The 26,025-nt window shown below is 65.6% G+C and carries 22 protein-coding genes; 14 read left to right on the plus strand and 8 right to left on the minus strand.

All coding sequences use genetic code 11. The features are described from left to right. Window positions 1-143: 143 nt before the first annotated feature. From Q0J54_RS01355 to Q0J54_RS01375, 5 genes are all read left to right on the plus strand, one after another. A complete protein-coding gene (locus Q0J54_RS01355) occupies window positions 144-1,454 on the plus strand; it encodes a nucleotide sugar dehydrogenase (protein ID WP_296303500.1) in 1,311 nt (436 codons plus the stop codon). A gap of 22 nt (window positions 1,455-1,476) precedes the next feature. Next, complete coding sequence (locus tag Q0J54_RS01360) at window positions 1,477-2,646, plus strand: DegT/DnrJ/EryC1/StrS aminotransferase family protein (RefSeq protein ID WP_296303501.1); 1,170 nt, start codon at window positions 1,477-1,479, stop codon at window positions 2,644-2,646. After that, the gene (locus tag Q0J54_RS01365) at window positions 2,643-3,215 is read left to right on the plus strand and encodes an acyltransferase (RefSeq protein ID WP_296303502.1); all 573 of its coding nucleotides are present in this window, start codon (window positions 2,643-2,645) and stop codon (window positions 3,213-3,215) included. Before Q0J54_RS01360 ends, Q0J54_RS01365 begins: the two co-directional genes overlap by 4 nt. Before the next feature lie 150 nt (window positions 3,216-3,365). Beyond that, entirely contained in the window at window positions 3,366-5,099 is a 1,734-nt protein-coding gene (locus Q0J54_RS01370) for a TrkA family potassium uptake protein (RefSeq protein ID WP_296303504.1), read from the plus strand. A gap of 419 nt (window positions 5,100-5,518) precedes the next feature. Beyond that, window positions 5,519-6,655 carry an FkbM family methyltransferase gene (locus tag Q0J54_RS01375; RefSeq protein WP_296303505.1) on the plus strand — a complete coding sequence of 379 codons (1,137 nt, stop codon included), beginning with the start codon at window positions 5,519-5,521 and terminating at the stop codon, window positions 6,653-6,655. A gap of 234 nt (window positions 6,656-6,889) precedes the next feature. Here Q0J54_RS01375 and Q0J54_RS01380 read toward each other — a convergent pair whose 3' ends face one another. Together Q0J54_RS01380 and Q0J54_RS01385 are read right to left on the minus strand one after the other, a co-directional pair. Further along, window positions 6,890-7,360 (minus strand): thioesterase family protein, encoded by a 471-nt coding sequence (locus tag Q0J54_RS01380; RefSeq protein ID WP_296303506.1) that lies wholly within the window; start codon window positions 7,358-7,360, stop codon window positions 6,890-6,892. Beyond that, window positions 7,353-8,465, minus strand: a complete 1,113-nt coding sequence (locus Q0J54_RS01385) for a glycosyltransferase family protein (RefSeq protein ID WP_296303507.1) — start codon at window positions 8,463-8,465, stop codon at window positions 7,353-7,355. Before Q0J54_RS01385 ends, Q0J54_RS01380 begins: the two co-directional genes overlap by 8 nt. Window positions 8,466-8,626: 161 nt before the next feature. Here Q0J54_RS01385 and Q0J54_RS01390 point away from each other — a divergent pair, with 161 nt between their 5' ends. From Q0J54_RS01390 to Q0J54_RS01400, 3 genes are all read left to right on the plus strand, one after another. Further along, the gene (locus tag Q0J54_RS01390) at window positions 8,627-9,214 is read left to right on the plus strand and encodes a hypothetical protein (protein ID WP_296303508.1); all 588 of its coding nucleotides are present in this window, start codon (window positions 8,627-8,629) and stop codon (window positions 9,212-9,214) included. Between the two features lie 100 nt (window positions 9,215-9,314). Beyond that, window positions 9,315-10,595 (plus strand): DNA repair exonuclease, encoded by a 1,281-nt coding sequence (locus Q0J54_RS01395; protein ID WP_296303509.1) that lies wholly within the window; start codon window positions 9,315-9,317, stop codon window positions 10,593-10,595. After that, window positions 10,595-14,557, plus strand: coding sequence for an AAA family ATPase (locus Q0J54_RS01400; RefSeq protein WP_296303510.1), 3,963 nt, complete (start codon window positions 10,595-10,597; stop codon window positions 14,555-14,557). The genes Q0J54_RS01395 and Q0J54_RS01400 overlap by 1 nt, the downstream gene beginning before the upstream one ends. A 110-nt stretch (window positions 14,558-14,667) precedes the next feature. Here Q0J54_RS01400 and Q0J54_RS01405 read toward each other — a convergent pair whose 3' ends face one another. From Q0J54_RS01405 to Q0J54_RS01430, 6 genes are all read right to left on the minus strand, one after another. Then, window positions 14,668-15,078: an OsmC family protein gene (locus Q0J54_RS01405; protein ID WP_296303512.1), complete on the minus strand. Its 411-nt coding sequence runs from the start codon at window positions 15,076-15,078 to the stop codon at window positions 14,668-14,670. Between the two features lie 130 nt (window positions 15,079-15,208). After that, the gene (locus Q0J54_RS01410; protein ID WP_296303514.1) at window positions 15,209-15,808 is read right to left on the minus strand and encodes a manganese efflux pump MntP family protein; all 600 of its coding nucleotides are present in this window, start codon (window positions 15,806-15,808) and stop codon (window positions 15,209-15,211) included. Between the two features lie 69 nt (window positions 15,809-15,877). Next, entirely contained in the window at window positions 15,878-16,234 is a 357-nt protein-coding gene (locus Q0J54_RS01415; RefSeq protein WP_296303515.1) for an MmcQ/YjbR family DNA-binding protein, read from the minus strand. A 30-nt stretch (window positions 16,235-16,264) separates the two neighbouring features. Beyond that, a complete protein-coding gene (gene ruvC / locus Q0J54_RS01420; RefSeq protein ID WP_296303516.1) occupies window positions 16,265-16,783 on the minus strand; it encodes a crossover junction endodeoxyribonuclease RuvC in 519 nt (172 codons plus the stop codon). 102 nt (window positions 16,784-16,885) lie between these two features. After that, window positions 16,886-17,623, minus strand: coding sequence for a YebC/PmpR family DNA-binding transcriptional regulator (locus Q0J54_RS01425; protein WP_296303517.1), 738 nt, complete (start codon window positions 17,621-17,623; stop codon window positions 16,886-16,888). Between the two features lie 121 nt (window positions 17,624-17,744). Beyond that, the gene (locus Q0J54_RS01430) at window positions 17,745-18,410 is read right to left on the minus strand and encodes an RlmE family RNA methyltransferase (RefSeq protein WP_296303518.1); all 666 of its coding nucleotides are present in this window, start codon (window positions 18,408-18,410) and stop codon (window positions 17,745-17,747) included. 95 nt (window positions 18,411-18,505) lie between these two features. Between Q0J54_RS01430 and Q0J54_RS01435 the strand changes: the two genes are divergently transcribed. The 6 genes from Q0J54_RS01435 to Q0J54_RS01460 all read left to right on the plus strand — a co-directional run bounded on the left by Q0J54_RS01435 (window position 18,506) and on the right by Q0J54_RS01460 (window position 26,017). Then, the gene (locus tag Q0J54_RS01435; RefSeq protein WP_296303519.1) at window positions 18,506-20,101 is read left to right on the plus strand and encodes a glycosyltransferase; all 1,596 of its coding nucleotides are present in this window, start codon (window positions 18,506-18,508) and stop codon (window positions 20,099-20,101) included. Window positions 20,102-20,210: 109 nt separating this feature from the next. Beyond that, window positions 20,211-21,320, plus strand: a complete 1,110-nt coding sequence (locus tag Q0J54_RS01440) for an AI-2E family transporter (protein WP_296303520.1) — start codon at window positions 20,211-20,213, stop codon at window positions 21,318-21,320. After that, complete coding sequence (locus Q0J54_RS01445; protein ID WP_296303521.1) at window positions 21,304-22,185, plus strand: D-alanyl-D-alanine carboxypeptidase family protein; 882 nt, start codon at window positions 21,304-21,306, stop codon at window positions 22,183-22,185. Before Q0J54_RS01440 ends, Q0J54_RS01445 begins: the two co-directional genes overlap by 17 nt. An 87-nt stretch (window positions 22,186-22,272) precedes the next feature. Further along, window positions 22,273-22,488: a twin-arginine translocase TatA/TatE family subunit gene (locus Q0J54_RS01450; RefSeq protein ID WP_296303522.1), complete on the plus strand. Its 216-nt coding sequence runs from the start codon at window positions 22,273-22,275 to the stop codon at window positions 22,486-22,488. Window positions 22,489-22,505: 17 nt separating this feature from the next. Continuing rightward, window positions 22,506-22,937, plus strand: coding sequence for an ACT domain-containing protein (locus Q0J54_RS01455; protein ID WP_296303523.1), 432 nt, complete (start codon window positions 22,506-22,508; stop codon window positions 22,935-22,937). Between the two features lie 146 nt (window positions 22,938-23,083). Then, complete coding sequence (locus Q0J54_RS01460; protein ID WP_296303524.1) at window positions 23,084-26,017, plus strand: EAL domain-containing protein; 2,934 nt, start codon at window positions 23,084-23,086, stop codon at window positions 26,015-26,017. Window positions 26,018-26,025: the final 8 nt, after the last annotated feature.

Below are 26,025 nucleotides of genomic sequence, written 5' to 3' on the forward strand. Positions count from 1 at the left end.
GGCACGAGCGGCGCGCAAGGGCGCACTGATGCCGCGATCCGACGGCAGGCGATGCGGCGTCGGGCTGCGCGCCCGCAGCACGGCTGAAGGGCCGGCCACGATCACGTGCCGGCAGACGTAACGAATGGGAAAGAGGAGAGGGCATGGTTTCTCTCGATGCACTGCGGCAGGGGACGTCCGCTGTCGCCGTTGTGGGGCTCGGCTATGTGGGCCTGCCCCTTGCCGTGGCGCTGGCCCGGCATTTCGACGTCATCGGCTTTGACGTCAACAGCTCCCGTGTGGACGCCCTGCGCCGGGGCCATGACGCCACCCGGGAAGTGGACGGCGAGGAGCTTGCCGGCTGCAAGGCCCTTTTTACCGATGACCCGGAACAGTTGCGCCGGGCAGCGGTCATCATCGTCGCCGTCCCCACCCCGGTGGACGACCACCGCCGGCCGGATCTGACGCCGGTGCGCGCGGCCAGCCGCACTGTGGGCCGCCACATGGCGCGAGGCTGTGTTGTCTGCTACGAATCCACGGTCTATCCCGGCGTGACCGAAGAGGAATGCCGCCCCATCCTTGAGGCGGAATCCGGCCTGCGCTTCCCGCAGGATTTCACCCTCGGCTACTCGCCGGAGCGCATCAATCCCGGCGACAAGGTGCACCGGCTGGAGACCATCCGCAAGATCGTTTCCGGCTCGGATGCGGCCACGGCCGATCTGCTGGCGCAGATATACGGCAGCGTGGTGAGCGCGGGCATCCACCGCGCCTCGTCCATCAAGGTCGCCGAAGCCGCCAAGGTCATCGAGAATACCCAGCGCGACATCAACATCGCGCTTATGAACGAGCTGGCCATCATCTTCAACAAGCTGGACATCGATACGCTGGAAGTGCTGGAAGCCGCGGGCAGTAAATGGAACTTCCTGCCCTTCCGCCCCGGGCTCGTCGGGGGCCACTGCATCGGCGTCGATCCCTACTACCTCACCTACAAGGCGGAGGAGATCGGCTGCCATCCCGAAGTCATCCTTGCCGGCCGGCGCATCAATGACGGCATGGGCAAATTCGTGGCCGAGACCTGCGTCAAGCGGCTCATCGAGGCCGACAGGCGCGTCAAGGGCGCACGCGTAGGCATCCTGGGCTTCACCTTCAAGGAAAATGTGCCGGATATCCGCAACACGCGCGTGGTGGACATCGTGACGGAACTGAAGGAGTACGGCATCACCCCCCTTGTGCATGACCCGGAAGCCGACCCCGCCGAGGCCCTGCTCGAGTACGGACAGGAACTGCTGCCCCTTTCGGCCCTGACCCGGCTCGACGCGCTCATCCTGGCTGTAGCGCACGAACGTTTCCGCACCCTGACGCCCGATGTCATCACGGGCATGTTCGGCGACGCTCCCGTCAGCCTCATGGACATCAAGGGCTTCTGGGACAAGCATGCCCTGCGCGAAGCCGGCTTCGACCTCTGGCGGCTGTAAGCACCTACGGAGAGGAAAATCCATGCAGTTCATCGACCTTGCCGCGCAACAGACACGCATCCGCTCCCGTATCGAGGCCCGCATGACGGCCGTGCTGGATCACGGGAAATACATCATGGGCCCGGAAGTGGCCGAGCTGGAGGCCGCCCTCTGCGCCTTTACCGGCGCGCGGCACTGCATCACCTGCGCCTCCGGCACGGATGCCCTGCTCATGCCGCTCATGGCCTGGGACATCGGCCCGGGCGACGCCGTCTTCGTACCGCCCTTCACCTTCTTCTCCACGGCGGAAGAGCCCGCCTTCCTGGGCGCAACGCCCATTTTTGTGGACATTGATCCCCAGACCTTCAATATGCGGCCCGACCTGCTGGCCCGTGCCGTGGAAGCCGTCCTTCGGCAGGATGCGAGCCTCTATCCGCTTCCCGAGGCGGCGCGCGCAAGCAAGCTGACCCCTCGGGCGGTCATCCCCGTCGATCTGTTCGGGCAGGCCCCGCCGTATGCGGAGCTGCTGGAAGTGGCCCGGGCCCACGATCTGCTGGTACTGGAAGACGCGGCCCAGAGCTTCGGCGGCACGCATCACGGGCGACGTCATGGCGCTGTGGGCTGCCATGCGGCCGCCACGAGCTTCTTTCCCGCCAAGCCGCTGGGCTGTTACGGCGACGGCGGCGCCGTCTTCACCGATGACGACGATCTGGCCGCCCTGCTGCGCTCCATCCGGGTACACGGCAAGGGCAGCGACAAATACGACAATGTGCGTCTTGGCCTGAACGGACGCCTGGATACCCTTCAGGCCGCCATCCTGCTGGCCAAGCTGGAGATATTCCCCGAGGAGCTGGACGCGCGGCAGAAGGTGGCCGCATGCTATGCCCGGCATCTTTCCGGCATCGAGGGGCTGACGCCTCCCCATGTGGCGGAGGGCAACCGCAGCGCCTGGGCCCAGTTCTGCGTGCTGCTGCCCGACGGCAGGCGCCCCGCCGTCATGGAGCGTCTCAAGGCGCAGGACATCCCCACCAACATCTATTACCCCAAGCCCCAGCACTGCCTTGCCGTCTTTGCCCGGCTGGGCTACGCGCCGGAAGATCTGCCGGCGGCGCTCCAGGCCTCACGCAACATCCTTGCCCTGCCCTTCCACCCCTATCTGACGGAAGAAGAGGTCCGCACCGTCGCCTCAGCCCTCCGCGAGGCTCTGGCATGAGCGGCTCCGGCGCCTTCGTGCACGAAACGGCCTGCATCGACGATGCGGTCAGCCTCGGCGACGGCACAAAAATCTGGCATTTCACCCATGTTCTGTCCGGCTCTGTGGTGGGAGAAAACTGCAATATAGGCCAGAACGTCGTCATCGGCCCGGACGTTCGCATCGGCAGGGGCTGCAAGATCCAGAACAACGTCAGCGTCTACAAGGGCGTGACGCTGGAAGATGACGTCTTTTGCGGCCCGAGCATGGTCTTTACCAATGTCTTCAACCCGCGCGCCCATATCCGCCGCATGGATGAAGCCCGCCCGACGCTTGTCCGGCGGGGGGCCAGCATCGGCGCCAATGCCACCGTCGTCTGCGGCATCACCATAGGACGGTTCGCCCTCGTGGGGGCAGGAGCCGTCGTCACCCGTGACGTGCCCGATTTTGCCCTGATCTACGGCAATCCGGCCCGCCAGCACGGCTGGGTATGCGCCTGCGGCGAAAAACTGCCGAAGGATCTGCGCTGCCCTGCCTGCGGCCAGCGCTATCAGCTGCGGGACGGACGCCTGGCCGAGGCGGACGCCTGACGCATTTCCCGGCACGGTTCGCGCGTGCCGGAGGGGTCGGTGCGACGACAGATTCGCCGTTCCGCCTCCTGTCCGGTCGTGCCCGGCGGCATGCCCCCTGTTCCCTTCGCGCCATCAGATCAGCGTCCACGCCGGCCGCAGAGGACAAACATGAAATATCTCCCCTCCCAGCTCATGTCCTTCCTGCACGAACGCGGGGCGCGCCACAATATCACCATATTGCGGCGCTTCAGCCTGACGCTCTTCCTTATGATCGCCGTGTACAGCGTGCTCTTTCACCTCATCATGGAGTACGAGGGGCAATACCATTCCTGGATCACCGGCGTCTACTGGACGCTTACCGTCATGTCCACGCTGGGTTTCGGGGACATCACCTTCACTTCGGACCTCGGCCGCGTCTTCTCCATCATCGTGCTCATGTCCGGGGTGATCTTCTTCCTCATCATGCTGCCGTTCACCTTCATCCAGCATTTCTACATGCCCTGGCTGGAAAGCCAGAAAAAGGACATGGTCCCCCGACAGCTCCCCCCCGCCACGCACGGGCACGTCATCATCGCGGGCAGCGGTCCCATCACGCTCAACCTTGCCGACGATCTCACCCGCTACGGCGTGCGTAACGTCCTGCTGTGCCATGATCCCCAAAGCGGCCTCGAGCTGCTGGAACAAGGCTATGAGGTGGTGGCCGGCGACCACGACGACGTCAAGACCTACGCCAAGCTGCGGGCGGACGCCGCCGCCATGCTGGTTGTACTGGATACGGACATCCGCTGCACCAACATCGTCTTTTCCGCGCGTGAAGCTGCACCGCGCGTGCCCATCGCCGCCGGCGTGGAAAATCCCGACGCCAGCGACATCCTGCGGCTGGCCGGGTGCACGCGGGTCTTCCAGTTCCACAGCGTGCTCGGCAAGGCGCTGGCCCGCCGGGTGCTCAATACGGCCCAGCGGGTGAGCATCATGGGCCGCTTCGGCAATCTGGTGGTGGCCGAAGCGCCTGTCATGCGCAGCCATCTTTCGGGTAAGACCCTGCTGGAATGCGGCCTGCGCGAAAATACCGGCGTCAACGTGGTAGGGATCTGGGATCGGGGTGTGTTCCAATTGCCGCAACTGTCCACGGTCTTCACCGAGAGCTGCGTGCTCGTGGTGGCCGGGACGGAAGCGCAGATACGCGCGCTGGACAAGCTCATCAGCACGCCCCGCGAGAATGCCGTGCAGCCGCCGGCCGTCATCCTCGGCGGCGGCCGTGTGGGACTTTCCGTGGCGGCCCATCTGGCGCGGCGGCGCATCCCGGCGGTCATCGTGGATCGTCAGGCGCACATCAATTCCGGCGAAACGCCCCATATCCGCGGGGACGCCTCGGATCTGGCCGTGCTGGAAAAGGCGGGCATACGCACCACGCCCTCCATCATCATCACCACGCACGATGACGACGCCAACATCTATCTGAGCATCTACTGTCGCCGCCTGCGCCCGGATGCCCAGATCCTCTGCCGCGCCTCGCTGGACCGCAACGTCTCCGGCCTGCACAGCGCCGGCGCGGATCAGGTGCTTTCGCTGGCCTCGCTGGTCAGCAGCAGCATCTTCAACATGCTCTCGCCGGACAAGCTGCTTATGATCAACGAGCGCCTGTCCATCTTCCGCTACACCATACGCGGCGCACTGGCCGGAAAAAGCCTGAAGGACTGCGGCATCCGCAACAAGACGCAATGCAGCGTGCTGGCCATTCGCGGCGCTGACGGCTCCATGCACGTCAACCCGCCGCCGACCCACATCTTTGCACTCCGGGACGCCCTCTACCTCATCGGCGACTCGGAAGCGGAGGACAAATTCCGTGCCCACTATGGCATTGACGAAGACATGGGGACGCATGACGTGGATCTGAGCTGAGGACTGCTCACACTATCTGCTTCTTGTTGGGGGGAAGGAGAACCCCTCGCCGCGCGCGGAAGGGGTCCCCTTCCCCCCAAGCCCCCCATCTCTTCCCCAGCGCGCTTTAAGAGCTTTTGCCTTTGAAAAAGGCAAAATGCGAGGCGGCGGCACAGCACTGCCCAGCCGAAACCACGCGAAAAAAAACGCGTTTTTTCCGCGAAACGCCAGAGGCCGTATGGTTTGAAACGCGAAGCGCTTCAAACTGAAAATGCTCTATCTGGGAGGAGGCAGAGCGCATGGTATGGCATGCACTCTTCAAACATGCGGAGCGGATGGTCTTACAAAGCTTATCCTCCTGGATCCGTCATAAAACTTATAGCAGCAGGCTCTTGGGCAGCTCCCCCCTGCCGTCCCATCGTCCCTTTACGAGGTTCGCCATGACGACCGCCTTTCAGAAACGCCTGGAAGAAGGCATACAGCAGCGCCTGTCCTCCCGCAGATACCACTATGTGGACAACAGCTACGCCTATTATGTCCATCCCTGTGAGGAAAACATGCGGGAGGACAAGGACTGGTTCGCCCGCTATCCGCATATCGACCCCACCGCCTTCATGGCGGCCCATGCGCGGGAGATCGCCCGGCAGGTGCTGACCAAGGGCACGCTGTATGGCCTGCTGGCCGACCGGCACTCACGGGACACGCTGCTGCTGGTCGCCCTGTACGCCCTGCTGGGACACCGTTTCGTCCGCTTCCCCTACCATACGCCGGGCGCGACGGCACGCCGGCAGGCCCTGCACGAGCGCTGCCGCGTGGCGGAGGAGGATCCCGCCATACGCGAGGCCCTTGCCCGCGACGCCTTCGGCGTGGGCTGCCGCCTGGAGCGCTACCGGGCGCGCATGGCCGGCGAAGCGGTCGATTTTTACGGTACGAGCGAGTTCCTGTACCAGCTTGCCGCCTTCCCGCCCTACCGCTATGCCGCAGGTCCGGTCAGCGTGGCCGTACGGCCGGGGGATCATGTCATCGACTGCGGGGCCTGCTACGGCGATACGGCCCTGTTTTTCGCCGCCTGCGCGGGCGAAGATGGCAAAGTGCTCTCCTTTGAGCCGCATCCGGGCATCGGACAGCTCTTTCGGCACAACAGGGATCTGAATCCCCGCCTTGCCCGGCGTATGACGCTGTTGCCCGCGGCCACCGGCGAAACGGCGGGAGGGACGGTCGCCTTTTCCCTCTGCGGGCCGGGCAGCCATCTTGAGCACAGCAATCCCCGCCTGCAACGGGCGGACATCCCGCTGACGAGCATCGATGCCGAAGCGGATCGCCTGGACTGGCCGCGAGTGGATTTCATCAAAATGGATGTGGAAGGCGCGGAACTCGCCACCCTCAAGGGCGCGGAACGCACCCTGCGCCGCTTTCGTCCCCGGCTGGCCGTCTGCCTCTATCACAGCCCGGAAGACTTCTTCCGCATCCCGCGCTTTCTGGTGGAATGCGATCTGGGCTACCGCTTCTATCTGGAACACCACTTCATGAACGGCTGGGAGACCGTCCTCTACGCCCTGCCTGCTGCGGCATGCTGACGCAATACCGTAGGACCTGCTAATACAAATTTTATAACTAATTGCAATAGATAAAATAAATAAGCCGTACACGCTCCACTTGCCTTTGGAGGCGGGGCCGCCTCGTATCCCTGACTCTTCCCCGGTAAAAGCGCGCTGGGGAAGGGATGGGGGCTTGGGGGAAGGGGAACACCTCCCGCGCAGGCGGAGGGGTTCCCCTTCCCCCAAACAAGTAGCGAATCGTGTTAACAACACCTAGGCGGCCACAGCCGCCCGCAGGAAGGCCCGGACCTCTTCCTCGTCCGTCACCACGGCAAAATCATGCCGCAGATCGTCGGGAACGCGGATGGCCCGGCCCGTGCTCATATCGACATACATCCAGGCCGTTTCCGCCTCGGCCAGCACGGCCCCGTCCGCCCGCCGCAGGAATGCGTAGCGCCGCAGGCACTGGCGCGAGGCGTATTCGGACACCCAGGTGGCCGCCAGCAGCACATCCCCGGCCACGGCCGGCCGCTTGTAGGTGATGGTATGGCGATGCACCACCCAGCCCTGTCCGGCGGCGGCATAACGCTCCATGCTCCAGCCCTGCGCGGCGGAATGGGCCACGGCGAGATCCTGCATCCACTCCACATAGCGCACGTTGCTCACCCGCCGCTGCATGTCCATATCCCGCTCCGCGACCTCTATGCGGCAGGTGAAGATACGGCATCCGCCAGTTTCAGTCATGTTCCCTCCCCCCTGCGCCGCCTTCTTCGCTGACGACGGGCGCTCCGCTCAGGGGCAGACGCCCCGTGCGGATGAAGGCGTCCACCAGACCGAACACCAGTTCATTGCCGCAGAAGCGCCCGCGGGCGATGTTCTCCCGGAAGCGGGGCAGGTCCGCTTCGAACCGCCGCAGCAGCTCCGGCGAGAGGCGCAACATGTCGGCCTGCATGCCGTAGCCCAGCCGTTCGATATAGAGCGCATTGAACCGCTGCTCCACCATAGCCTTGAGCGGCAGGGTCAAAATGGGCTTGCCCAGATGCAGCGCCTCGGTCATAAGCGTGTGTCCGCCTCCCTGGATGACGTAGGAACAGCCTTCCAGCAGACGCAAAAAACCCTCTTCGCTTTTCTGCATGAAGATGACGTTGCCTTCCCGCCCTTCCGTGCGGTCATAGCCGTAGACGTAACAGGTGCGCGTGGTGGACTGCCGCAAAAAGTCGATGAGCGCGCGGTGGGTGGAATTGCTCTGGTAGACCAGCACATGGCCGTCATCACGCGGCGCAAGCCGCAGCACCCGGTCGCGCAGGATGGGCGGAACCACCCGCGCCCGGTAGCGCGGCAGCACCGGCGGCTGATAAAAGGAGACGATGAGATTGTCCCCCGTGGGACGGAAGAGATAACGCGGCGTCAAGCCCTGCAAAAAGGCATCCCACCACATGTCCGGCGGCAGATCGTGCCGGCAGCAGGTGATGACGTGCTGGTGGTCCAGCGTCAGACAGGGCAGCCCGGCCCGCTCCGCCGCCCGCGGCACGAAATATTCCAGATCGGTCATGCAGACGTCAGGCCGGAATTCGTCCATGATGCGCAGCACGGCGTCCACATGACGCCGGCGATGCAGCAGCAGGGGGACGGCGCGGCGGATGGTGGCCGCCAGATCCACCTGATAGTTGCGGAACACCGTCCCCAGATTGGGGATGCGGCGGACGGGGAACTCCGGCTCCAGAACGCGCGGGGCATCATCATTGGCGACAAAGAGGAATTCATGCCCGTCGAGCCGCCGTGCGATGGTCAGCCCCCGCATGGCGTGCCCATGCCCCGTGCCGTGGATACCGTACAAAATGCGCGCCATGCCGCCTCCCTTTCTCCCTCGCGCCCCAGCGGCAGACGTCAGACACGGCTGTACGCTGGCGGAATACTGCTTTCTGAGCCTAACAGCGGGGCGCGGCCGCCGTCAACATGCCCTTGCTCTCGGCACGCGAATTGGGCATACTCCCCGGCAGGAGCCAGCTTATGAACGTCCGCAAGATTCGTGAAGACCTCGGCCGGGCCCGCGCCTGCCTCAAACGCAACGAGACGCCGCGCGCCCTTTATCTCATCGTCACCGCCTTCAAGGAGACCGGCGCCAATCCGCCCATGGATCTGCGCGGCGATTTCCGGGAGACCATCACGGCCCTGTCCAGGGATGAGGACTTCCGCCGGGAACATCCCGCGCCCATCTCCTACCAGCCCGGCAATGAACGCGAACTCTGCAACCTGCTCATCAAACTCTACAAGTCCGTGCAGGGGCAGGAAAAGCAGGAAGATTACGAAACCACCCTGCAACGCAAGCTGGGACTGGATCGCTGCCTCAAGGAGGGCCGCGCCCTGCTCGCCCAGGGCAAGGCCTCGGAGGCCGATGCCGTATTCATGGAGGGGCTCAAGAACTTCCGCAATGAGCAGGCCGTGTTCAGCCTCATGGCCAAGGCGCACATGGAAGCCGGCGAATATGTGCGGGCCCTCGGCTACATCAAGAAGGGCCTGAGCTATGTGAAAGACGACCCCACCCTGCGGGAACTCGGCCAGATCTGTCTGCAAAAGCGCGAAGAAATGAAGCGCTGACGCCCGTCCCCTGCCCGGATGCCGCCGGCCGCTTGTCAGTCGTCTGGAAAAAGTCTAAAGTTTTGCCTCTTTCTTCCCTTCACCGTCAACGAGGCAAAGCATGGACATCGTGCGGTACATACATGCGGCCGATCTGCACCTGGATACTCCCTTTCAGGGACTTGCCCGGGAGGCCGCCCAGAGCGGCCATCTTTCCCGGCTCATGCAGGATGCCACCTTCACCGCCCTGGAGCGCCTTTTCCGCTTCTGTGAAGAAAAGCGCCCGGACTTCCTCGTCCTGGCCGGCGACATCTACAATCAGGAAAACTACAGCGCCAAGGCTCAGCTTGCCCTGCGGGACGGCTGTCGCCGGCTCGATGCGCTCGGCATCCGGGTCTTCATGGCCCACGGCAACCATGATCCGCTCTCTTCCCGGCTCACGGCCATCCACTGGCCGGACAACGTCACCGTTTTCGGGCCGGATGTGGAAAGCCATCTCCTGGAAAGGGACGGCCAGCCGCTGGCGCTCGTCCACGGCATAAGCCATGCCGGTTCCCGCGAGAACCGCAACCTTGCCCAGCTCTTCCGCAGGGATGATACGCGGGACGTCTTCCAGCTCGGCGTGCTCCACTGCACCGTGGAAGGCGAGGCCAAGGGCGACCGCTACGCCCCCTGCTCGCTGGAGGACCTGCGCCGCAGCCGTCTCGACGCCTGGGCGCTGGGGCACATCCACCAGCGTCGCCAGTGGGAGGAAGAGAGCTTCATCGCCTACAGCGGCAACGCGCAGGGACTGCACATCAACGAAACGGGCCCCCGCGGCTGCCTGCTGGTCACGGCCTGCCCCCGTGAGGGCGGCTGGCGCTGCGACAGCGAGTTCCTGCGCCTCGGCCCGGTGGAATGGCGGAAGCTCGTTCTGCCGCTCGACGCGGTGGACACGCTGGACGCGCTGGAGGACAGGCTCACCCGCCTCCTGGAAGAAAGCGCCGGCGCCCTTGACGGCAGTTGTGAAGCGCTCATCGCCCGTGTGACGCTCACCGGCCGCACGCCGCTGGACGATCCGCTGCGCAAGGCCGAGGTGTGCGCCGATCTTCAGGAACGCCTGCTGCACCTGGCCGCCAACTCCCCGCGCATCTGGCTCAAGGATCTGCTGGTGGAGACCCGCCCCCTGCTCGATGAGGCCGAATACCGCCGCCGGGAGGATCTGCTGGGCGAGACCATGCGCCTCATCGACGAGATGCGCCGCCACCCCGAGCAGCTTGCCGAACTTGACGCGGCGGCCCTTGCCCCCCTCTTTTCGCATACCCGCATGCGCAAGGCCCTTGCGCCGCCGGACCCGGAAGAAAGCCGCCGCCTGCTGGACGAGGCCCAGCGCCTGTGCATCGATCTGCTGGAGGTCCGCTGATGTATATCCAATCCTTCCATATCGACGGCTTCGGCATCTTTGCGGACGTGCAGGTGGATAATCTGCCCCCGGGCCTGACAGTCTTCCTGGGCGAGAACGAGGCCGGCAAGTCCACCTGTCTGGAATTCCTGCGTACCATGCTGGTGGGCTATCCCCATGCCCGCAGCCGCGAGGCGCGCCGCATCCCCCCGCCCCTGCGCGGCGGCCAGCCCGGCGGCAGCCTGCATCTCGTCAGCGAGGAACAGGGCGACATCCATCTGATCCGGCGCCCCGGACAGGACGGCGGCGTGCTGACCCTCTGCAATGCCGACGGCGCCCCGCTGGAAAACAGCCTGCTCCAGCAGCTGCTTTTCGGCATCAACCGGGATGTCTACCGCAACGTCTTCGGCTTCAGCCTCACTGAATTGCAGACATTCGAGAGCCTTTCCGGCGACGGCGTGCGCAACGCCCTCTACGGGGCCAGCTTCGGCGCGGGCCTGCGCTCGCCCGTGGAGGCCCTGCGGGAACTGGACAGCCGCAAGGACGCTCTTTTCCGCTCCAGCGCCAGCAAGCCCCGCCTCAATGAGGAACTGACGGCGCTGGAGAAGCTGCGCGGCGAGATCCAGGCCGTCAGCGAGGAATCAGCCGGCTATGACCAGCTGGCCACCAGCCTCAACGAAAAAAAACAGACGCTCGCCGCCCTGCGGGAACGCCGTGCGGTGGTGGACGACGAACGCCGCCGGGTGGAACGCCGCCTCAACGTCTGGCAGCAGTGGGACGAATGGCGCAAATGCGGCCTGCGCCTGGCGGCCTTTCCCGCCGTCAGCGCCGCGTTCCCCGAAGACGGCCCCGCCCGTCTGGCCCGCGCGCAGGAAGCCCGGGAAACCTGCGAGCGCGCCCTGGCCGCCCAGCAGGAAAAATCCTCCCGCCTGCGGGAGCGACGCGAGGCCCTGGAAGAAGATGCCGCCCTCCTGGACGCCCTGCCCCGTCTGCGGGCCCTGGCGGAACGCAAGAGCGGCTTTCGGCAGGCTCAGCTGGCCCTGCCCCGCCTGTGCGGCGAAAAGGAGCGGGCGGATGCCGACCTGGCCCGCGAGCTGGAACGCCTCGGCCCCGACTGGGATTGCGAACGCATCCGGCAGACGGATCGCGGCATCTTCGCCGACAAGGATCTGGAACGACAGGCCCGGGAGCTGAATGCCGCGGATTCCAGCCATCAGGCGGCTGTCGACTCGCTTGATCGCCTCAACCGCGACGTGGAACTCTGCCGGCGCGACATCGCCTCCGCCACGGCCGCCCTGGAGATGCTGCCCCAGCCTGTGGCCGCCCTCGGCGAGGCTGACCGCGACCGCCTGCGGCAGACGCTCGTCCTGCTGGAAGAGGGCCGCCAGCGCCTGCCCGCGCGGGAACGGGCGGTACAGCAGGCGCGCCATACCTTTGAACGCGCCCAGGAACGGCTCAGGCTGGCGGCGGACGAACCGCGCGCCGCGCTGGATGCTCTGCTGAGCAAACGCGAAGAGGCGCTGGGGCTGGCCCGCGAAGTACAGGCCAGCATCGACAGCGCCGGCGAGGCGGCCCGGGCCGTGCAGCAGGCCGAGGAACAGGCCGATATGCTGCGTGCCCGGCTGGAACAGCTCCGCGAGGAGCAGCGCGGCAGCAACGGCCCCAGCCGGGAAGCCCTCGACAACCGCAGCAGCGCCCTCCGCTCGCTGCGAGCCCTGTCCGCTTCGCTGGAAACGGAACAGGAACGCCTCAAGGAATTGAGCGAACGCCTCAGCGCCGAAAAGGAACCCGCCGCCGTCAAGAATCTTGCCCTGCTCGTGCTGGGCGGCATCATCATGCTGCTGGGCATCGGCATCCTCGTGGGGCACTGGCAATTCGGGCTGGAAAGTCTCGCCATCACCGAGACCCTGCATCTGCCCATGACGCTCTGGTCCGGCTATCTCGTGCTGGTCTGCGGCGCTATGGCTGTGGGCGGCGGCCTGCCGCGCCGCAACGGCCCGGAGGCAAAGCGCCTCCGACAGGAACGCCTCCAGCTGGAGAGCCGCCGCGAGACCTGCGCCCTGCATGTCGCCGAACTGGGCGACAAGGCCCGCAAGCTCTGTCAGGAGGCAGGGGTGGACAGCATGGATCCCGAAACGCTGGAAGCCGTGGAGGTCATGCTGGAACGCAAGCGGGAACAGTGCTTCAATCAGGAACGCAGCCACAAGGAAGCCGAGGAACTGCAACGCGAGATCAGCCTTGCCCGCACACGCATCGCCGAATTGCAGACCAGATCCCAGGAGATGCAGGCCGTCGTCCAGCGCATCCGCCGTCGCTGGCAGGATTTTATGAGCATGCTGCGGGTGGTCAACGTGCCCGCGCCGGAAAGCGCCGAAAGCTTCTTTGCCCGTGCCGAGTCGGCCCGTGCCGCCTGGGATGCCGTGGAGAATGCACAGGCCGAGCTGGAAGGCCAGCGTGCCGATCTCGCCCAGTACGAAAACACCCTGCGGGCCTTTGCGCCCGTTCAGGAATGCCTGCGCGAGCCCGGCGACCTGCCCGCCCTGCTGGAAGCCGTGCGTCAGGTGCTGGAGTCCTGCCGCGAGGCCGACGCCGCGCGCGAGCAGCGCATCAAGGCGACCGCCACATTGCAGCACCACAAGGATGAGCTGGAACGCATCCAGGAACGTCAGGCCGAGGCCTCCGAAGCGCTGGCCCGGGCGCAGGCCCGCCTTGAAGCGGCCCGCAGCGACTGGGGCGACTGTCTTTCCGGTCTGGGGCTGGGCGAGGATCTTGATCCCGAGACAGTGCGTAAGGCCCTGCAATGTATGGACACCTGCCTGTCCCTTGATGCCGGCTGCCAGCGGCTGGCGGCGGAACTGGCCCAGAACGAACAGGAGATGGCGGCCCTGCGCCAGCCGCTGGAACAGCTGCTGACCACGCTCGCGCGCCCCCTGCCCCGGGACGAGGAAGGGGCCATCGACTGGCTCGGCGCGCTGGACAGCACGCTGGAAGCCGCCGAACGGGCGGCCGAAGTGGACGCTGAAGCCCGCCGCCTCGACAGTCTGCTGGCCGAACAGGACGCCGAACTGCGCGCCGCCTCCGCCGCGCTCGAAGAGGCCCGGCATGGCGAAGCCACTCTGCTGCACATGGCCGAAGCCTCTGATGCCGACGAGTTCCTGCGGCTGGCCGCCATCCTGGCCCAGAGCCGGGAAACGCAACGCCTGCGGGACAGCCTTCAGGAAAGTTTGCGCATCGCCGCCGGCAATCAGCCGTTCGAGGCCTTCCTTGCCTCGTTCGAGGCGGAAGATCACGACGCGCAGGAGAGCCGCTGCGCCGCGCTGAATGCGGAGCTTCAGGACATCCGCGAGCAGGAGGAACGCCTTTCCGATGAAGTGGGCAGCCTCACGGCCCGCGTCAACGGCCTTACCGGCACGGACACGCTGGCCCGGCTGCGGCAGCAGGAGGCCCTTGCCCTGGAAAGCATGCGCCGCCTGGCCCTGCAATGGAGCGCCCTCGCCCTGGCCCGTGAACTCCTGCTGCGCGCCAAGGATACCTTTGAACGCGAACGGCAGCCGCAGGTCATCCGGCTGGCATCCAGCATCTTTGCTTCCATCACCGGCGGCAACTGGCGCGGCATCAATGCCTCGCTGGATGACACCAGCCTGCACATCCTGCCCCATCATGGCGAGGCCATCAGTCCCGAGGCGCTCAGCCGCGGCACGCAGGAACAGGCCTATCTGGCCCTGCGGCTGGCCTATATCCAGAATCATGCCGAGCGGGCCACGCCCCTGCCGGTCATCATGGACGACGTACTGGTCAACTTCGATCCGCAGCGGGCCGCCCGGGCCGCCCGCACCTTCATCGAGCTCTCCGAAGGCCGTCACGGCCGCCCGCATCAGCTCCTCTACTTCACCTGCCATCCGCACATGGCGGACATGCTGCGGGAGGCACAGCCGCATTGCGCCATCTTCCGGGTGGAAAACGGCGGCATCGCCCGCCAGTAGGTCATCCTCCCCCAAAACACAGACAGCCCGGACGGTCTTGCGCCGTCCGGGCTGTTTTGCGTCCTGGCCGCGCCGGCTGCATCGCAGCCACTGCGCCGGGCATGCCGAAGCTATTCCTGCCAGACGAAGGTGAACACCTGTTCCGTATCGGGGTGCAGGCTCAGATGTACGGGGCAGGTGCGGGCCGCCCGTTCGATGGAGATCTTTTCCTTGTCCGAATAGGCGCGCGGCGGCATGATGAAGGTCACTTCCAGCTTGCCGATGCGGCGCGGATCGGCGCTCATGGTCTTGGTCACTTCCATTTTCATGCCGCGCACGTCCACATCATGCGCCTGGGCATAGATGCCGATGATGGTCATGGCGCATGCGCCCAGCGCCGCCCCCACCATATCCGTGGGAGAGAAGGCCTCGCCCTTGCCGTGATTGTCCACCGGCGCATCGGTGACGATGGTCGCGCCGCTCTGTTCGTGCCGCAGCTCCACCCGCAGATCGCCGAGATAGGTCCCCGTTGCCGTTGCCATACTGTGTCCTCCCGGAAAAGATGTAGACGATGCCGCCCGTCGGGACGGCCTCCCTGTTCTTCTACGGGAAAAATCCCGGCGGGGAAAGAGGACGCGGCGGACATACCGCCGTCCGGGGGAACGGACGGACTTAACCGAACCCCCCGTCCTGCCAGAGCACGCGCAGGCCGATGGCCAGCAGGACGAGACCGCCGATGAGGCCCGCCCAGCGCTGGAGGGCGGCCATGCCGGCCAGCACCCGCCCAAGATGCAGCCCGGCGGCGGAGATGGCCGCGCAGGTCAGGCCGATGATGACGGCAGGTCGCCAGATGGGCGTCCCGGTCATGGCAAAGGTCAGCCCCACGGCCAGCGCGTCGATGCTGGTGGCCACGGCCAGCACGAGGAGCGTCCCCCAGCGCAGCCCGTTACCAGTGTTTCCCGTTGCGGACTCGGGCGCTTCACCGCCGTGCTGGTGAAAATCCTTCCACGCGCCGCGTAGCATGTTGCCGCCCACCCAGGCCAGCAGGACAAAGGCGATCCAGTGATCCCAGGCCTCGATATAGCGATGGACGGACTGCCCCAGCAGCCAGCCCAGAACGGGCATGAAGAACTGGAAAAAGCCGAACGCGCCGCCGATACGGCAGTAGTGTTCCCAGCGAACGGGCCGCAACGCGCAGCCGGAGGCCACGGCCACGGCAAAGGCGTCCAGCGAGAGGGCGACGGCCAGCAGGATAACGGCGATGAGGGACATGGGCGCTCCAAAAAAATAACCGCAAAAACGTGTTCCGCTGTCAGGGACGCTGGGAGGGGGCCGCCGCTTTCAGCGGGTCAGCCGGAAACTTTCCTCCACGAGCCTGTACAGCTCCGCCTCAGGGAAAGAACCGTCAAGGGCAAGGGTGATCCAGTGACGCTTGTTCATGTGATAGGCCGGAAAGGCCCCCGGAACGCCGCTGAGCAGCATATCCGGCACGCTGGCGCTCTTCAGGTTGACGACATCCAGCTCGCCCGTCCCCGGCAGATGCAGACGCTGCCGGGGCAGATCCATGATCAGGCCAAACCACTTGCCGTTCCCGGCATGGCGCAGGACCGCGTAGCGCGGAGAGCGCAGCCAGGGAAAGTCCGGCGTGACGCCATACGTCTCTCTTACATGCGCCAGCAGGCTTTCCCGGTTCGTCATCAGCCATTCCTCCCTGGTGTTTTTCGGCCATCAGCGCTCCGCCAGCGCCGCAAAGCGCCGCATGGTCAGATGGCAGATGCCCACGGCCAGCGCGTCGGAGGTATCCAGCGCCCAGTCTTCGCCGCGTGCGTTGAGCAGACGGCGCACCATGAAGGCCACCTGCTCCTTTTCGGCGCGGCCTGTCCCCACCAGCGCCTTTTTCACGAGGGTCGGCGCGTAGTCGCTGACCGGCACGCCGCAGGCGGCGCAGGCGGCCACGGCCACGCCGCGGGCCTGCCCCAGCTTGAGGGCGCTGGTGGCATTTTGCGCGGTGAAGACCTGTTCGATGGCGGCTTCGGCAGGGGCATGCCGCCGGAGGATGGCGGCCAGCTCGGAAAAGATGCGGGCAAGGCGCGCGGAAAAGGCGGCGTTGCCGCCGGAAGCGGTGCGGATGACGCCGCAGTTCACCAGTGTCAGGACGCCCGACGCTTCGCGGATGATGCCCCAGCCGGTGCGCTGCGAACCGGGGTCGATGCCGATGACGGTCAGGGGATGGCGGGGCTGCTGCATGCGTGCGGGGGCTGCTGCGCCACAGGGAGGCATACGGGAAAGGCCGCCGCCGGGAGAAGGCGTCGCGCGATCTCCCGGGGCGGTCCGTCGTCGTTCGAAGCCCTAGTCCGTGGCCATGTCGTCGGGGAAGTCCACGTTGGCGAAGACGTTCTGCACGTCGTCGTTGTCGTCCAGCGCGTCCATGAGGCGCAGCACCTTCTGGCCCATGTCGGCGTCCACGGCTATGAGATTCTGCGGCACCATGGCGAGCTCGGCGCTCTGCATGGCGATGCCGGCGGCTTCCAGCGCATCGCGCACGGCGGCGAAATCGGCCATGGCGGTCTGGATGGTCCAGACGTCGTCATCGTCCACCACATCGTCGGCGCCGGCTTCCACGGCGGCTTCCATGATCTTGTCCTCGGCGTAGGCGTTCTTGTCCACGGTGATGACGCCCTTGCGGTCGAACATCCAGCTCACGCTGCCGTTTTCCCCCATGTTGCCGCCGTGCTTGGTGAAGAGGTGACGCACTTCGGCCACGGTGCGGTTCTTGTTGTCGGTGGCCACTTCCACCATGATGGCGATGCCGCCGGGGCCGTAGCCTTCGTAAAAGCCTTCGGTCAGGTCGCCGCCCGCATCTTCGCCCGTGCCCTTGCGGATGGCGGCCTCGATCTTGTCCTTGGGCAGGTTCACGGCCTTGGCCGCGGCAATGGCCGCACGCAAACGGGGATTGCCCGCCGGATCGCCGCCGTTCTTGGCGGCGATGATGATTTCCTTGGCGGCCTTGGTGAAGACCTTGCCGCGCTTGGCGTCCTGACGGCCCTTGCGGTGCTGGATATTGGCCCATTTGCTATGCCCAGACATACAACCTCCGAAACTGTGTGACTTGCGACCGCCTTGCGGTCAGGTGAAATGGACGAAAAAGACGGCACACCGGCAGCGGTGCGCCCACATGCCGGAGCCTTCCCCGCGCGGGGAGCGGGCCCTATGCCTCTCCGGGATCGGGAGCCGCCGGAACGGCGCTCGCCACGGCGTCCGCGGCCGTACCGGCCGCCGGCGGGACGGCCCTGAAGCCCATGCCCACAAAAAACGTTTCCTTGCTTTCGGCACGGGAGCTTTTGGGCTTGAAGGACTTGACCGACCGAAAGGCCTTGCGCATGGGTTGCAGCAGTTCCTGTACGTCCGGTCCCATGAATATCTTGACGACGAAGCTGCCCCCCGCCTTGAGATGCAGGCAGGCCACGTTCAACGCCTCGCAAGCCAGCTCCAGCGAGCGGGCCTGATCCGTGAACTTCGTCCCCGTGGTGCGCGGGGCCATATCGCTCATAACCACATCGAACGGCCCCTTTTCCGCCAGCAGGGCCTCGAATTCGGCCGAACGCCGGAAGACATCCTCCTGCAGGAAGGTCACCTGCGGTGGAAAGGCCGTCTCCGTCGTCTGGATATCGCAGCCCAGCACAAGACCGCGCGGCCCGATGCGCTCGGCCGCGCCCAGCGACCAGGAGCCGGGGGCCGCGCCCAGATCGAGCACGCGCATGCCCTGACGAAAGAGCTTGAATTTGCCGTCCAATTCCTTCAATTTGTAGACGGAACGGGCGGGGTAGTTCTCCCGCTTGGCCTTGAGGAAATAGTGATCGCGATATTCTTTCATAGGATTTGTCGGCAGGAAGGTTACGCTTTTTTTCGGCCGTCGCCAAGTCCTGATTTTTCCCTCCCTGTGCCCCCCCGGGCCATAAGCGCGCCGCCATGCCCCAGAGTCCTCCACCTTCTCCTGTCGCCCTCCGCCCCGCACGGCCGCAACGCCCGCGCCTGCCGGACTGGAACGGCAGCCCCGTCAGTCTGCCCTCCGGGAAAGAGGCCTGGCAGGAGATCGCTCCCGCGCCGCACCCCGCCGCGCCGACCCTGCTGCTCGGGCTGGGGCCCGAGGTCGTGCCCGCCCCTCTTGCCGCCGGGCCCGGAACCGGGCCCTTTTTCTGGCTGGACGCGACGCAGATGCTGCACGGGCGGCAGGAACACGCGCGGCCCCTGCCGTCCGCCGTCTGCGCCCGCCCCGGCTCGGCGGCGGCGGCACGGGCGCTGGCGGCTGGCTGCCGCCTGCTTTTTTATGCGCCGGGCATGCGCCTCTTCCCCCGCTTCTGGGGCCCCCTGCTGGGCGATCTGGATGCCGCGCGGCTGCGTACCGGCAACAGCGCTCCCCCGCCGAACCCGGCCGGGCCGCCGGCCGTCATCCTGCCCGGCGATGCGCGTACCCTGCTGCATCAGGAGCTCTGCGGCGCGGCCGGCCGCCTGGGCCTGCCCGTCGTCCCCTGGCCCGCCCGCATCCCGCCGGCGCAGCAGCTCGCTCCCTTCCTGCGCCGTCTGGCGGAGCTGCCCGGCGGCCGGCCGCCGCTCTTCCTCTCCGTCAATCTGCGCGGACTTGACCCTCAGGGACGCATCGCCCACGTCTGCCGGGCGCTGGGCATCCGGCTGGCCATCTGGTTCGTGGACATGCCGTGGCATGTGCTGTCCTGCCTGCGCCTGCCCTGGTGGCGGGAATTCCCCCTGTATGTGACCGACCCGAGCTTTCTGACCCCGCTGCGGGAAGCCGGCGCGCGGCGGGCGTCGTTCCTGCCCCTGGCGGCGGCGCCCCATATGTGGCTGCCGTCATCCGGCATGCCGCCCACCCTGCCGCCCATCTTTGTAGGACGGGCCTCCTTTCCTGACCATGCGCGCTTTTTCGCCGCGGCGCATCCGGCCCGGGAAGACCTTGCCCAGGCGGAACGCCTGCTCGAGCAGGCGCATGACGCACGGTCCCCGCTGCCGCATATCCACTGGTGGCAACACCTGCTCCACGCGCAGGGCTGGCCGGGCATGACCATCCGTCGGGCAGGCGCGGGGGCCGACGCCTGTTCCCGCCGCCGGCGGGCGGACTGGCTTGCGGTCGCCGTGCGGGCGGGCTTCGAGCTGTGCGGCGATCCGGCCTGGGCCGGGCTCCTGCCCGGCGCGACCGTTCTGCCGCCCGTGGATTATTACGGCAGCCTTCCCGCGCTCTATGCCCGCTCCGAAGCCGTGCTCAATGTGACGAGCCTGCTGCTGCCGCACAGCCTGAGCCAGCGCCATTTCGACGTCTGGGCCGCCGGCGGCGTCCTGTTCAGCGACCCGACGCCGGGCCTTGCTCTTTTCCCGCCGGAACTGGTCGGCCCCATGCGCCTGTCGTCGCCTGACGATCTGCCCGCACGGCTGGCGGCCCTGCGTGCCCGCCCGGACGGGCGCGCCGACCTTGCCGCCGCCTGGCGCAGGGAGATCCGCAGCCGCCACACCTACGCCCATCGCCTGCGGCAGATCCTGGACACCATCGACTGATGCGGCCGCTCCTTCCGGCCGCCGCATCCCTTCATCATTTTCGCGCTTGGCAGGGGGCTGTCCCTTTGCTATACTTCCCTGATACACTTGCCATGTTTTGTATCTTGCCATGACACGACACGCCTTTTTCCCCCGCATACTCTATCTGCTGGCCGTCCTGGCCTGCTATCTGCTGCTGCGGCCCAATCCCGTCACCCTGTTCATGGCTGCCTGTTTCGCCTGCCTGAGCCTGCCGGTCTACCGCCGTCTTGCCCGCCGGGCCTGCCGGCTGCGCCGGCGCGTGCTGCGCCGCCCGCCGGGACTGGCGCGGCGTCTCCTTCTGAAGCTGGTGCGACAGATCCCGCTGTTCGGCTACGCCCTGCTCATCATCTCCGTCATCATCATTCCGGTCGCCACCCTCATCCTGCTGGTTTCCCCGCAGGTCGCCGGCGGCCTGGCCCGCCTGCGCGAGCTCCAGGAGAACAATTTCCAGCTGCCGCCCGAATGGGTGAAATATTTCCAGACCTTTGAAAAAAAACTTGCCGACTACCCCGGCCTCGAGTCCGCCTATAACGAGCTGATCCACAATATCGACAGCACGCTCAGCGACGCCATGGGCATCCTCATCAACCGGAGTTTCGACGTGCTGGGCGGCACCATGAACGTCCTCTGGAGCCTTGTGCTCTTCGTCATCCTCACGGTCATCTTTGCGGTCTATGCCCGGCGCATCGCCCAGGTCTGCTCCCGGCTGGCGCAGATCCCGCCCGCCATGCTGCGCCGCTTCGTTTCCGCCATCCGCCGGGCCCTGCGCGGCATCATGCTCGGCATCCTGCTGGTGGCCGCCGCCCAGGGCTTCCTCTGCGGCATCGGCTTTTCCGTGGCCGGCATCAACCAGCCCGCCTTCTGGGGTCTGCTTGCCACGGTGGTGGCGCCCATCCCCTTCGTGGGCACGGCGCTGGTCTGGGTGCCGCTCTGCCTGTCGCTCTGGTTCACGGGCAATACCATGGCTGCCGTGGGGCTCGCCCTCTGGGGCACGCTGGCCGTCGCCGGCGTGGACAACGTCCTGCGCCCGCTCTTCCTGCAACAAGGGATCAAGGCTCCCTTTTTTGTCCTCATCATCGCCATCATCTGCGGACTGGCCAGCTTCGGCGCCGTGGGCCTCATCGTCGGCCCGGTGCTGCTGGCCTTTGCCCTGCAAGCCCTGGAAGAAGCACGCACCCTCTATGAAAAGCAGGTCTGACATCTTTCCCCTCGGGCTCCTCCGCCGGCTTCTCCCGGCGCTGGCGCTGGCGCTGCCCCTCCTCTGCGGCCTGAACGTGCAGGCCGTCCAGGCCGGCGTCAAGGCCATGCTGCTCATCAACCTCAATACCGGCAAGACCCTGTACGAACGCAATGCCAATATGAGCATCCCCCCCGCCTCGCTGACAAAGCTTATGACCATGTACCTGGCCATGGACGCCGTGTCGTCCCGCAAGCTCTCGCTCATGGGCAAGGTGCGCGTCACGCGCGAGGCCGCGCGCACGGGCGGATCCTCCATGCATCTGCGCACGGGGGAACGCCTCCCCCTCTCGCGCCTCATGCTCGGCATGGCCGTCGCCTCGGGGAACGACGCCGCCATGACCGTCGCCCACGCCATCTCCGGCAGCACCCGCAACTTCGTACGCCTTATGAACCGCAAGGCCCGCAATATAGGGCTGCGGCATACCGTCTTCAAGAATCCCAGCGGCCTGCCCGCCCCGGGACAGAAAACCACGGCCCGGGACATGGCCAAGCTGGCCCGCGCCTATCTGAAGGCCTATCCCTCGGTGCGCACCTTCCACGCCACCCGCCGCCTGGTGCATCGCGGACGCGCCATCAACAACACCAATCAGCTGCTGGGCCGGGTACGCGGGGTGGACGGGCTCAAGACAGGCTTCACCGTCGCCAGCGGCTACAATGTCATCATCACGGCGGAACGGAACGGGGTGCGCCTCATGGCCGTCGTCATGGGCGGCAGCAGCCGTGCCACACGCGACAATACGGCCCGCCGGCTCGTGGAAGCGGGCTTTGCCGCTCCCGGATCTCCCGCCCGGGTGAAACGTCTCATGGCCGGGAGGCGGCGCTGACGGCCGCCTCCGCTTGACCTTAATCCCTCCGGCCCGTATGCTGGAGCTGTTTGGCCTGCGGGCCCCACTTTACGGGAGGCTTTTTCCATGCTTGGTGGTATTGGTACTCAAGAAATCCTCGTCATTCTGGTCATCGTCCTGCTCCTTTTCGGCGCCAAGAAGCTGCCGGAGATCGGCGGCGGACTGGGCCGCGCCATCCGCAACTTCAAACGCGCTTCCTCGGAACCGGATGAAATCGACATCACCCCCGGCAGAGACAAACAGCAGGCTTCCTCTTCCGACGATGAATCCCGCAAGGCCTAGCTCCGAAGGATACTGCCATGAAAGCTGAACAACTTTCCGTTTTTCTTGAAAATCGTGCCGGGAGACTGGCCGAGGTAACCCACACCCTGGCCGAGGCCGGCGTCAACATCCGGGCGCTTTCGCTGGCGGATACCTCGGATTTCGGCATCCTGCGCCTCATCGTCTGCGACCCGGAGCTTGCCAAACAGGCTCTCAAGGAAAAGGGCTTCACCCTCGGCCGGACCTCCGTGGTGGCCGTGGAAGTGCCGGATCGCCCCGGCGGTCTGGACAGCGTGCTGCAACTGGTCTCCACGCATGACATCAACGTGGAGTACATGTACGCTTTCCTGCAACGGGAAAAGGGCGGAGCCATCCTCATCTTCCGTTTCGACAAGGTGGATCAGGCCATTGAACTGCTCAAGGAGCACAAGTTCACCATCCTGCCGCCGGACGAGATCTGCGCTTTCTGACAGCGGGCGGCATTTTCCTTTCTTTCTGTGACGTACAGGGGGGGAAGGCCTTCCCGCGGGTCATTCCCTCCCCCGTGCGTGCCTGACGTCCGGCGATCCCGCTTTCCGCCGACGCTGTCCGACGGCAGGCGAACAAGGGCGAGCCCATGCTTCGGAACATCCTTTCTGCGCTGCTGCTTCTGTGCCTGCTTGCCGCCGCAGGCTCCCCCCGCGCCGCCGCTCCCGATCTGCCGCCTCAGGCCTACATGGCCACGAAAGATCGGACATTCTATTACTTCTCGCCGGAGATCCTCGCCCGCAATCAGAAGGAAAGGAAGACCATCCGCGTCGGCTGGTTCGATCTTTCCGGCATCTTCCAGCAACGCCACGGCACTATCGTGGGCTATGCCGCCGACCTCCTCCAGGCCGTTTCGGCCTATACCGGCTGGCAATACGAATGGGTGCACACCACGCTTGCCGAGCTGCCGGACAAACTGGAGCGCGGCGAGGTGGACATGGCCTGCGGCATCTCCTATATGCCGGAGCGGGAAGCCGTCTTTGACTACACGAGCCTTCCTGCCGGCTACGAGTGCATCACCCTCCATATCGCCGAAAACAGCCCCATCCGCTACATGGATTTCCGGGATTTCGACCATATGCGCGTCGGCATCGTCAAGGGAGCCTACGGGGGCAAGGTCATCGAGGAATTCACCCGGCAGTACGGCTTCACCTTCCGCACCCACCCCTTTACCGCCAAACAGGCCATGCGGGAGGCCCTGCAACGCGGCGAGATAGACGCCTACATCGACGGATCCCTGCATGGCGCCGGGACGAAGATCGCCGCCATCATCGCCATGGAGCCCTTTTTCTTCGTGACGGCCAGGAACAGCGAACTGATGCCGCCGCTCAACGAAGCGCTGAATCAGCTTCACCTGTACTCGCCCTGGCTGCTGGCCGGCCTGTTCGACAGCTACATGCACGGCATACAGGTGGTCTCTTTCAGCCAGACGCGCGCCGAGGAAGAATGGCTTGCCGGCAAGCCCCGCCTTCGCGTCGCCTACAGTGCACAGCAGACCATGATGAACGACCGCATGCCGGGCTCCAACTTCCTCATCCGCTTCATGGAGGAGATCTCCCGGCGCAGCGGCATCGCCTTCGACTATGTTCCCGCGCCCAGCTACCCCGAGGCGCTGGCTCTGCTCAAGGAAGGCAAGGCGGACGTCGTCAGCAACATCTTTGCCGGCATGAACAAGTACGCTGAGCACCCCTTGCTGGTGAGCCGCCCCTTTTATGACATGCCGGTGCTCCTCATAGGGGAGGAAAAGGCCGTGCCGGGCCGGGGTATCCGCGTGGGCGTCACCCACGAGCTCCTCTCGTTCGGGCGGGCCTATGCGGCCGCCTATCCCGGCGATACCATCACCTATTACGATTCCATGCAGCAATGCGTCGACGCCTTCCAGCGACAGATCATCGACGCCTATATCCCCGGCTATACCAACGCGGGCGCCCTCCCGGACGACCTGCCCCACGCCTCCATGCTGACCACGCGCGCCCGCTACCCCATGTCGCTGGGCTTTCGTTACGACATTTCCCCCTATGCCATATCGGTGCTCAACCGCTCCATTATGACCATGAGCTCCGCGGACGTGGACGCCCTGCTCCTGGCGCGCACCTCGCCGAGCCCGGGCATCATCCTGCTGGATATGCTGCGCAAGTACAGTCTTGAGCTGATCATCGGCGGCATCCTCCTCTTTGCGGCCATCATCCTGCGCGTCCTGCACGTCAACCGCCGCCATATGCGCGAGCTGGAGGAAGTCGCCTACCGCGATCCCCTCACCGGCGGCAACAATCGCGCCCGCTTCATCCACGACGCGCACAGGCTCCTCCGCAACAGACAGGCGCCCTACTATCTCCTTCTCGTCAACGTACGCCGCCTCAAGCTCATCAACCGCACGCGCGGCCATCGTGGCGGCGATCTGCTCATCAAACTCTGCTACCGGACCCTGCGCCGGCAGCTCCGCGGCAATGAGCTCATCGCCCACGCCACGGCGGGCAAATTCCTGCTGCTCTGGCAGTGCCAGGACGTGGCGGAATTGCGGCAGCGTATCGACGCCTTTTTTGACAGCGCCATCTCCCTGCGGCAGAAGCTCGGCACGACCGTGCTCTTCTCCTGCGGCGTCACCTCCACCATGCCCTACGACGGCAATATGGCCAACTGCCTGCTGCGGGCCGAGACCGCGGAAAGCAGCGTTGCCGACGACAGTTATCGCTCAAGCTATGCCCTCTATGATGCCCGGCTGGAGGCCGTCCTCCTCAAACAGAACGAGCTGGAAGACCGCATGACCGGTGCGCTGCGCAACGGGGAATTCCAGGTCTACATGCAGCCGCAGCACAACCTTGCCGACAACAGCCTGCACGGGGCAGAAGCCCTCATCCGCTGGATTCCGCCCAATGGGAAGCCCATTTATCCAGATGAATTCATTCCGCTTTTTGAGCGAAACGGCTTTATCCGCGAGCTGGATCTCTTTGTACTGCGGACCGTCTGCGCCTGGCTGCGCCAGCGCATGGATGCCGGCCTGCCCGTCTCCGCCGTCAGCATCAATCAGTCCAAGGCGCTTTTCTTCTCCACGGACTACGTCAAGGTCTTTCTCAGCATCCTGGCCGCCTACAACGTGCCGACCTCGCTCATCGTGGTGGAGATCACCGAAAGCATGGCCTGGCTGGATGAGGAGCTGTTCAAGAGCAGCCTTGCCGAACTCAAGGCCTGCGGCGTCCGCCTGGCGCTGGACGACTTCGGCAAGGGCTATGCCTCCCTGGCGGCCCTGCAATCCTTCGAGCTGGACATCATCAAGCTGGACAAGGCCTTTCTGGACAATGCCGCCAGTGGTGAAGCCGCCGCCGACGTCATCATCGGCTCGGTGATCAGCATGGGCAAGCGCCTGCATCTCTTTATGCTCTGTGAAGGCGTAGAAACGGCGGAACAGCGGGACTATCTCACCCGCGTGGGCTGCGACTGCGGTCAGGGCTATTTCTTTGCCCGCCCCATGCCGCTGGCCGAATATTCCCACTATGTGGACAGCCACGGCGTCTCCGCCAGCTGACCATATCG

Source organism: uncultured Desulfovibrio sp., from assembly GCF_944324935.1.
Taxonomy (GTDB): domain Bacteria; phylum Desulfobacterota; class Desulfovibrionia; order Desulfovibrionales; family Desulfovibrionaceae; genus Desulfovibrio.

Bases quoted from the DNA above. Each gene is read 5' to 3' on its own strand.
- Q0J54_RS01355 (WP_296303500.1), top strand. From the start codon at position 144: ATGGTTTCTCTCGATGCACTGCGGCAGGGGACGTCCGCTGTCGCCGTT.
- Q0J54_RS01360 (WP_296303501.1), top strand. From the start codon at position 1,477: ATGCAGTTCATCGACCTTGCCGCGCAACAGACACGCATCCGCTCCCGT.
- Q0J54_RS01365 (WP_296303502.1), top strand. From the start codon at position 2,643: ATGAGCGGCTCCGGCGCCTTCGTGCACGAAACGGCCTGCATCGACGAT.
- Q0J54_RS01370 (WP_296303504.1), top strand. From the start codon at position 3,366: ATGAAATATCTCCCCTCCCAGCTCATGTCCTTCCTGCACGAACGCGGG.
- Q0J54_RS01375 (WP_296303505.1), top strand. From the start codon at position 5,519: ATGACGACCGCCTTTCAGAAACGCCTGGAAGAAGGCATACAGCAGCGC.
- Q0J54_RS01380 (WP_296303506.1), bottom strand. From the start codon at position 7,360: ATGACTGAAACTGGCGGATGCCGTATCTTCACCTGCCGCATAGAGGTC.
- Q0J54_RS01385 (WP_296303507.1), bottom strand. From the start codon at position 8,465: ATGGCGCGCATTTTGTACGGTATCCACGGCACGGGGCATGGGCACGCC.
- Q0J54_RS01390 (WP_296303508.1), top strand. From the start codon at position 8,627: ATGAACGTCCGCAAGATTCGTGAAGACCTCGGCCGGGCCCGCGCCTGC.
- Q0J54_RS01395 (WP_296303509.1), top strand. From the start codon at position 9,315: ATGGACATCGTGCGGTACATACATGCGGCCGATCTGCACCTGGATACT.
- Q0J54_RS01400 (WP_296303510.1), top strand. From the start codon at position 10,595: ATGTATATCCAATCCTTCCATATCGACGGCTTCGGCATCTTTGCGGAC.
- Q0J54_RS01405 (WP_296303512.1), bottom strand. From the start codon at position 15,078: ATGGCAACGGCAACGGGGACCTATCTCGGCGATCTGCGGGTGGAGCTG.
- Q0J54_RS01410 (WP_296303514.1), bottom strand. From the start codon at position 15,808: ATGTCCCTCATCGCCGTTATCCTGCTGGCCGTCGCCCTCTCGCTGGAC.
- Q0J54_RS01415 (WP_296303515.1), bottom strand. From the start codon at position 16,234: ATGACGAACCGGGAAAGCCTGCTGGCGCATGTAAGAGAGACGTATGGC.
- ruvC (WP_296303516.1), bottom strand. From the start codon at position 16,783: ATGCAGCAGCCCCGCCATCCCCTGACCGTCATCGGCATCGACCCCGGT.
- Q0J54_RS01425 (WP_296303517.1), bottom strand. From the start codon at position 17,623: ATGTCTGGGCATAGCAAATGGGCCAATATCCAGCACCGCAAGGGCCGT.
- Q0J54_RS01430 (WP_296303518.1), bottom strand. From the start codon at position 18,410: ATGAAAGAATATCGCGATCACTATTTCCTCAAGGCCAAGCGGGAGAAC.
- Q0J54_RS01435 (WP_296303519.1), top strand. From the start codon at position 18,506: ATGCCCCAGAGTCCTCCACCTTCTCCTGTCGCCCTCCGCCCCGCACGG.
- Q0J54_RS01440 (WP_296303520.1), top strand. From the start codon at position 20,211: ATGACACGACACGCCTTTTTCCCCCGCATACTCTATCTGCTGGCCGTC.
- Q0J54_RS01445 (WP_296303521.1), top strand. From the start codon at position 21,304: ATGAAAAGCAGGTCTGACATCTTTCCCCTCGGGCTCCTCCGCCGGCTT.
- Q0J54_RS01450 (WP_296303522.1), top strand. From the start codon at position 22,273: ATGCTTGGTGGTATTGGTACTCAAGAAATCCTCGTCATTCTGGTCATC.
- Q0J54_RS01455 (WP_296303523.1), top strand. From the start codon at position 22,506: ATGAAAGCTGAACAACTTTCCGTTTTTCTTGAAAATCGTGCCGGGAGA.
- Q0J54_RS01460 (WP_296303524.1), top strand. From the start codon at position 23,084: ATGCTTCGGAACATCCTTTCTGCGCTGCTGCTTCTGTGCCTGCTTGCC.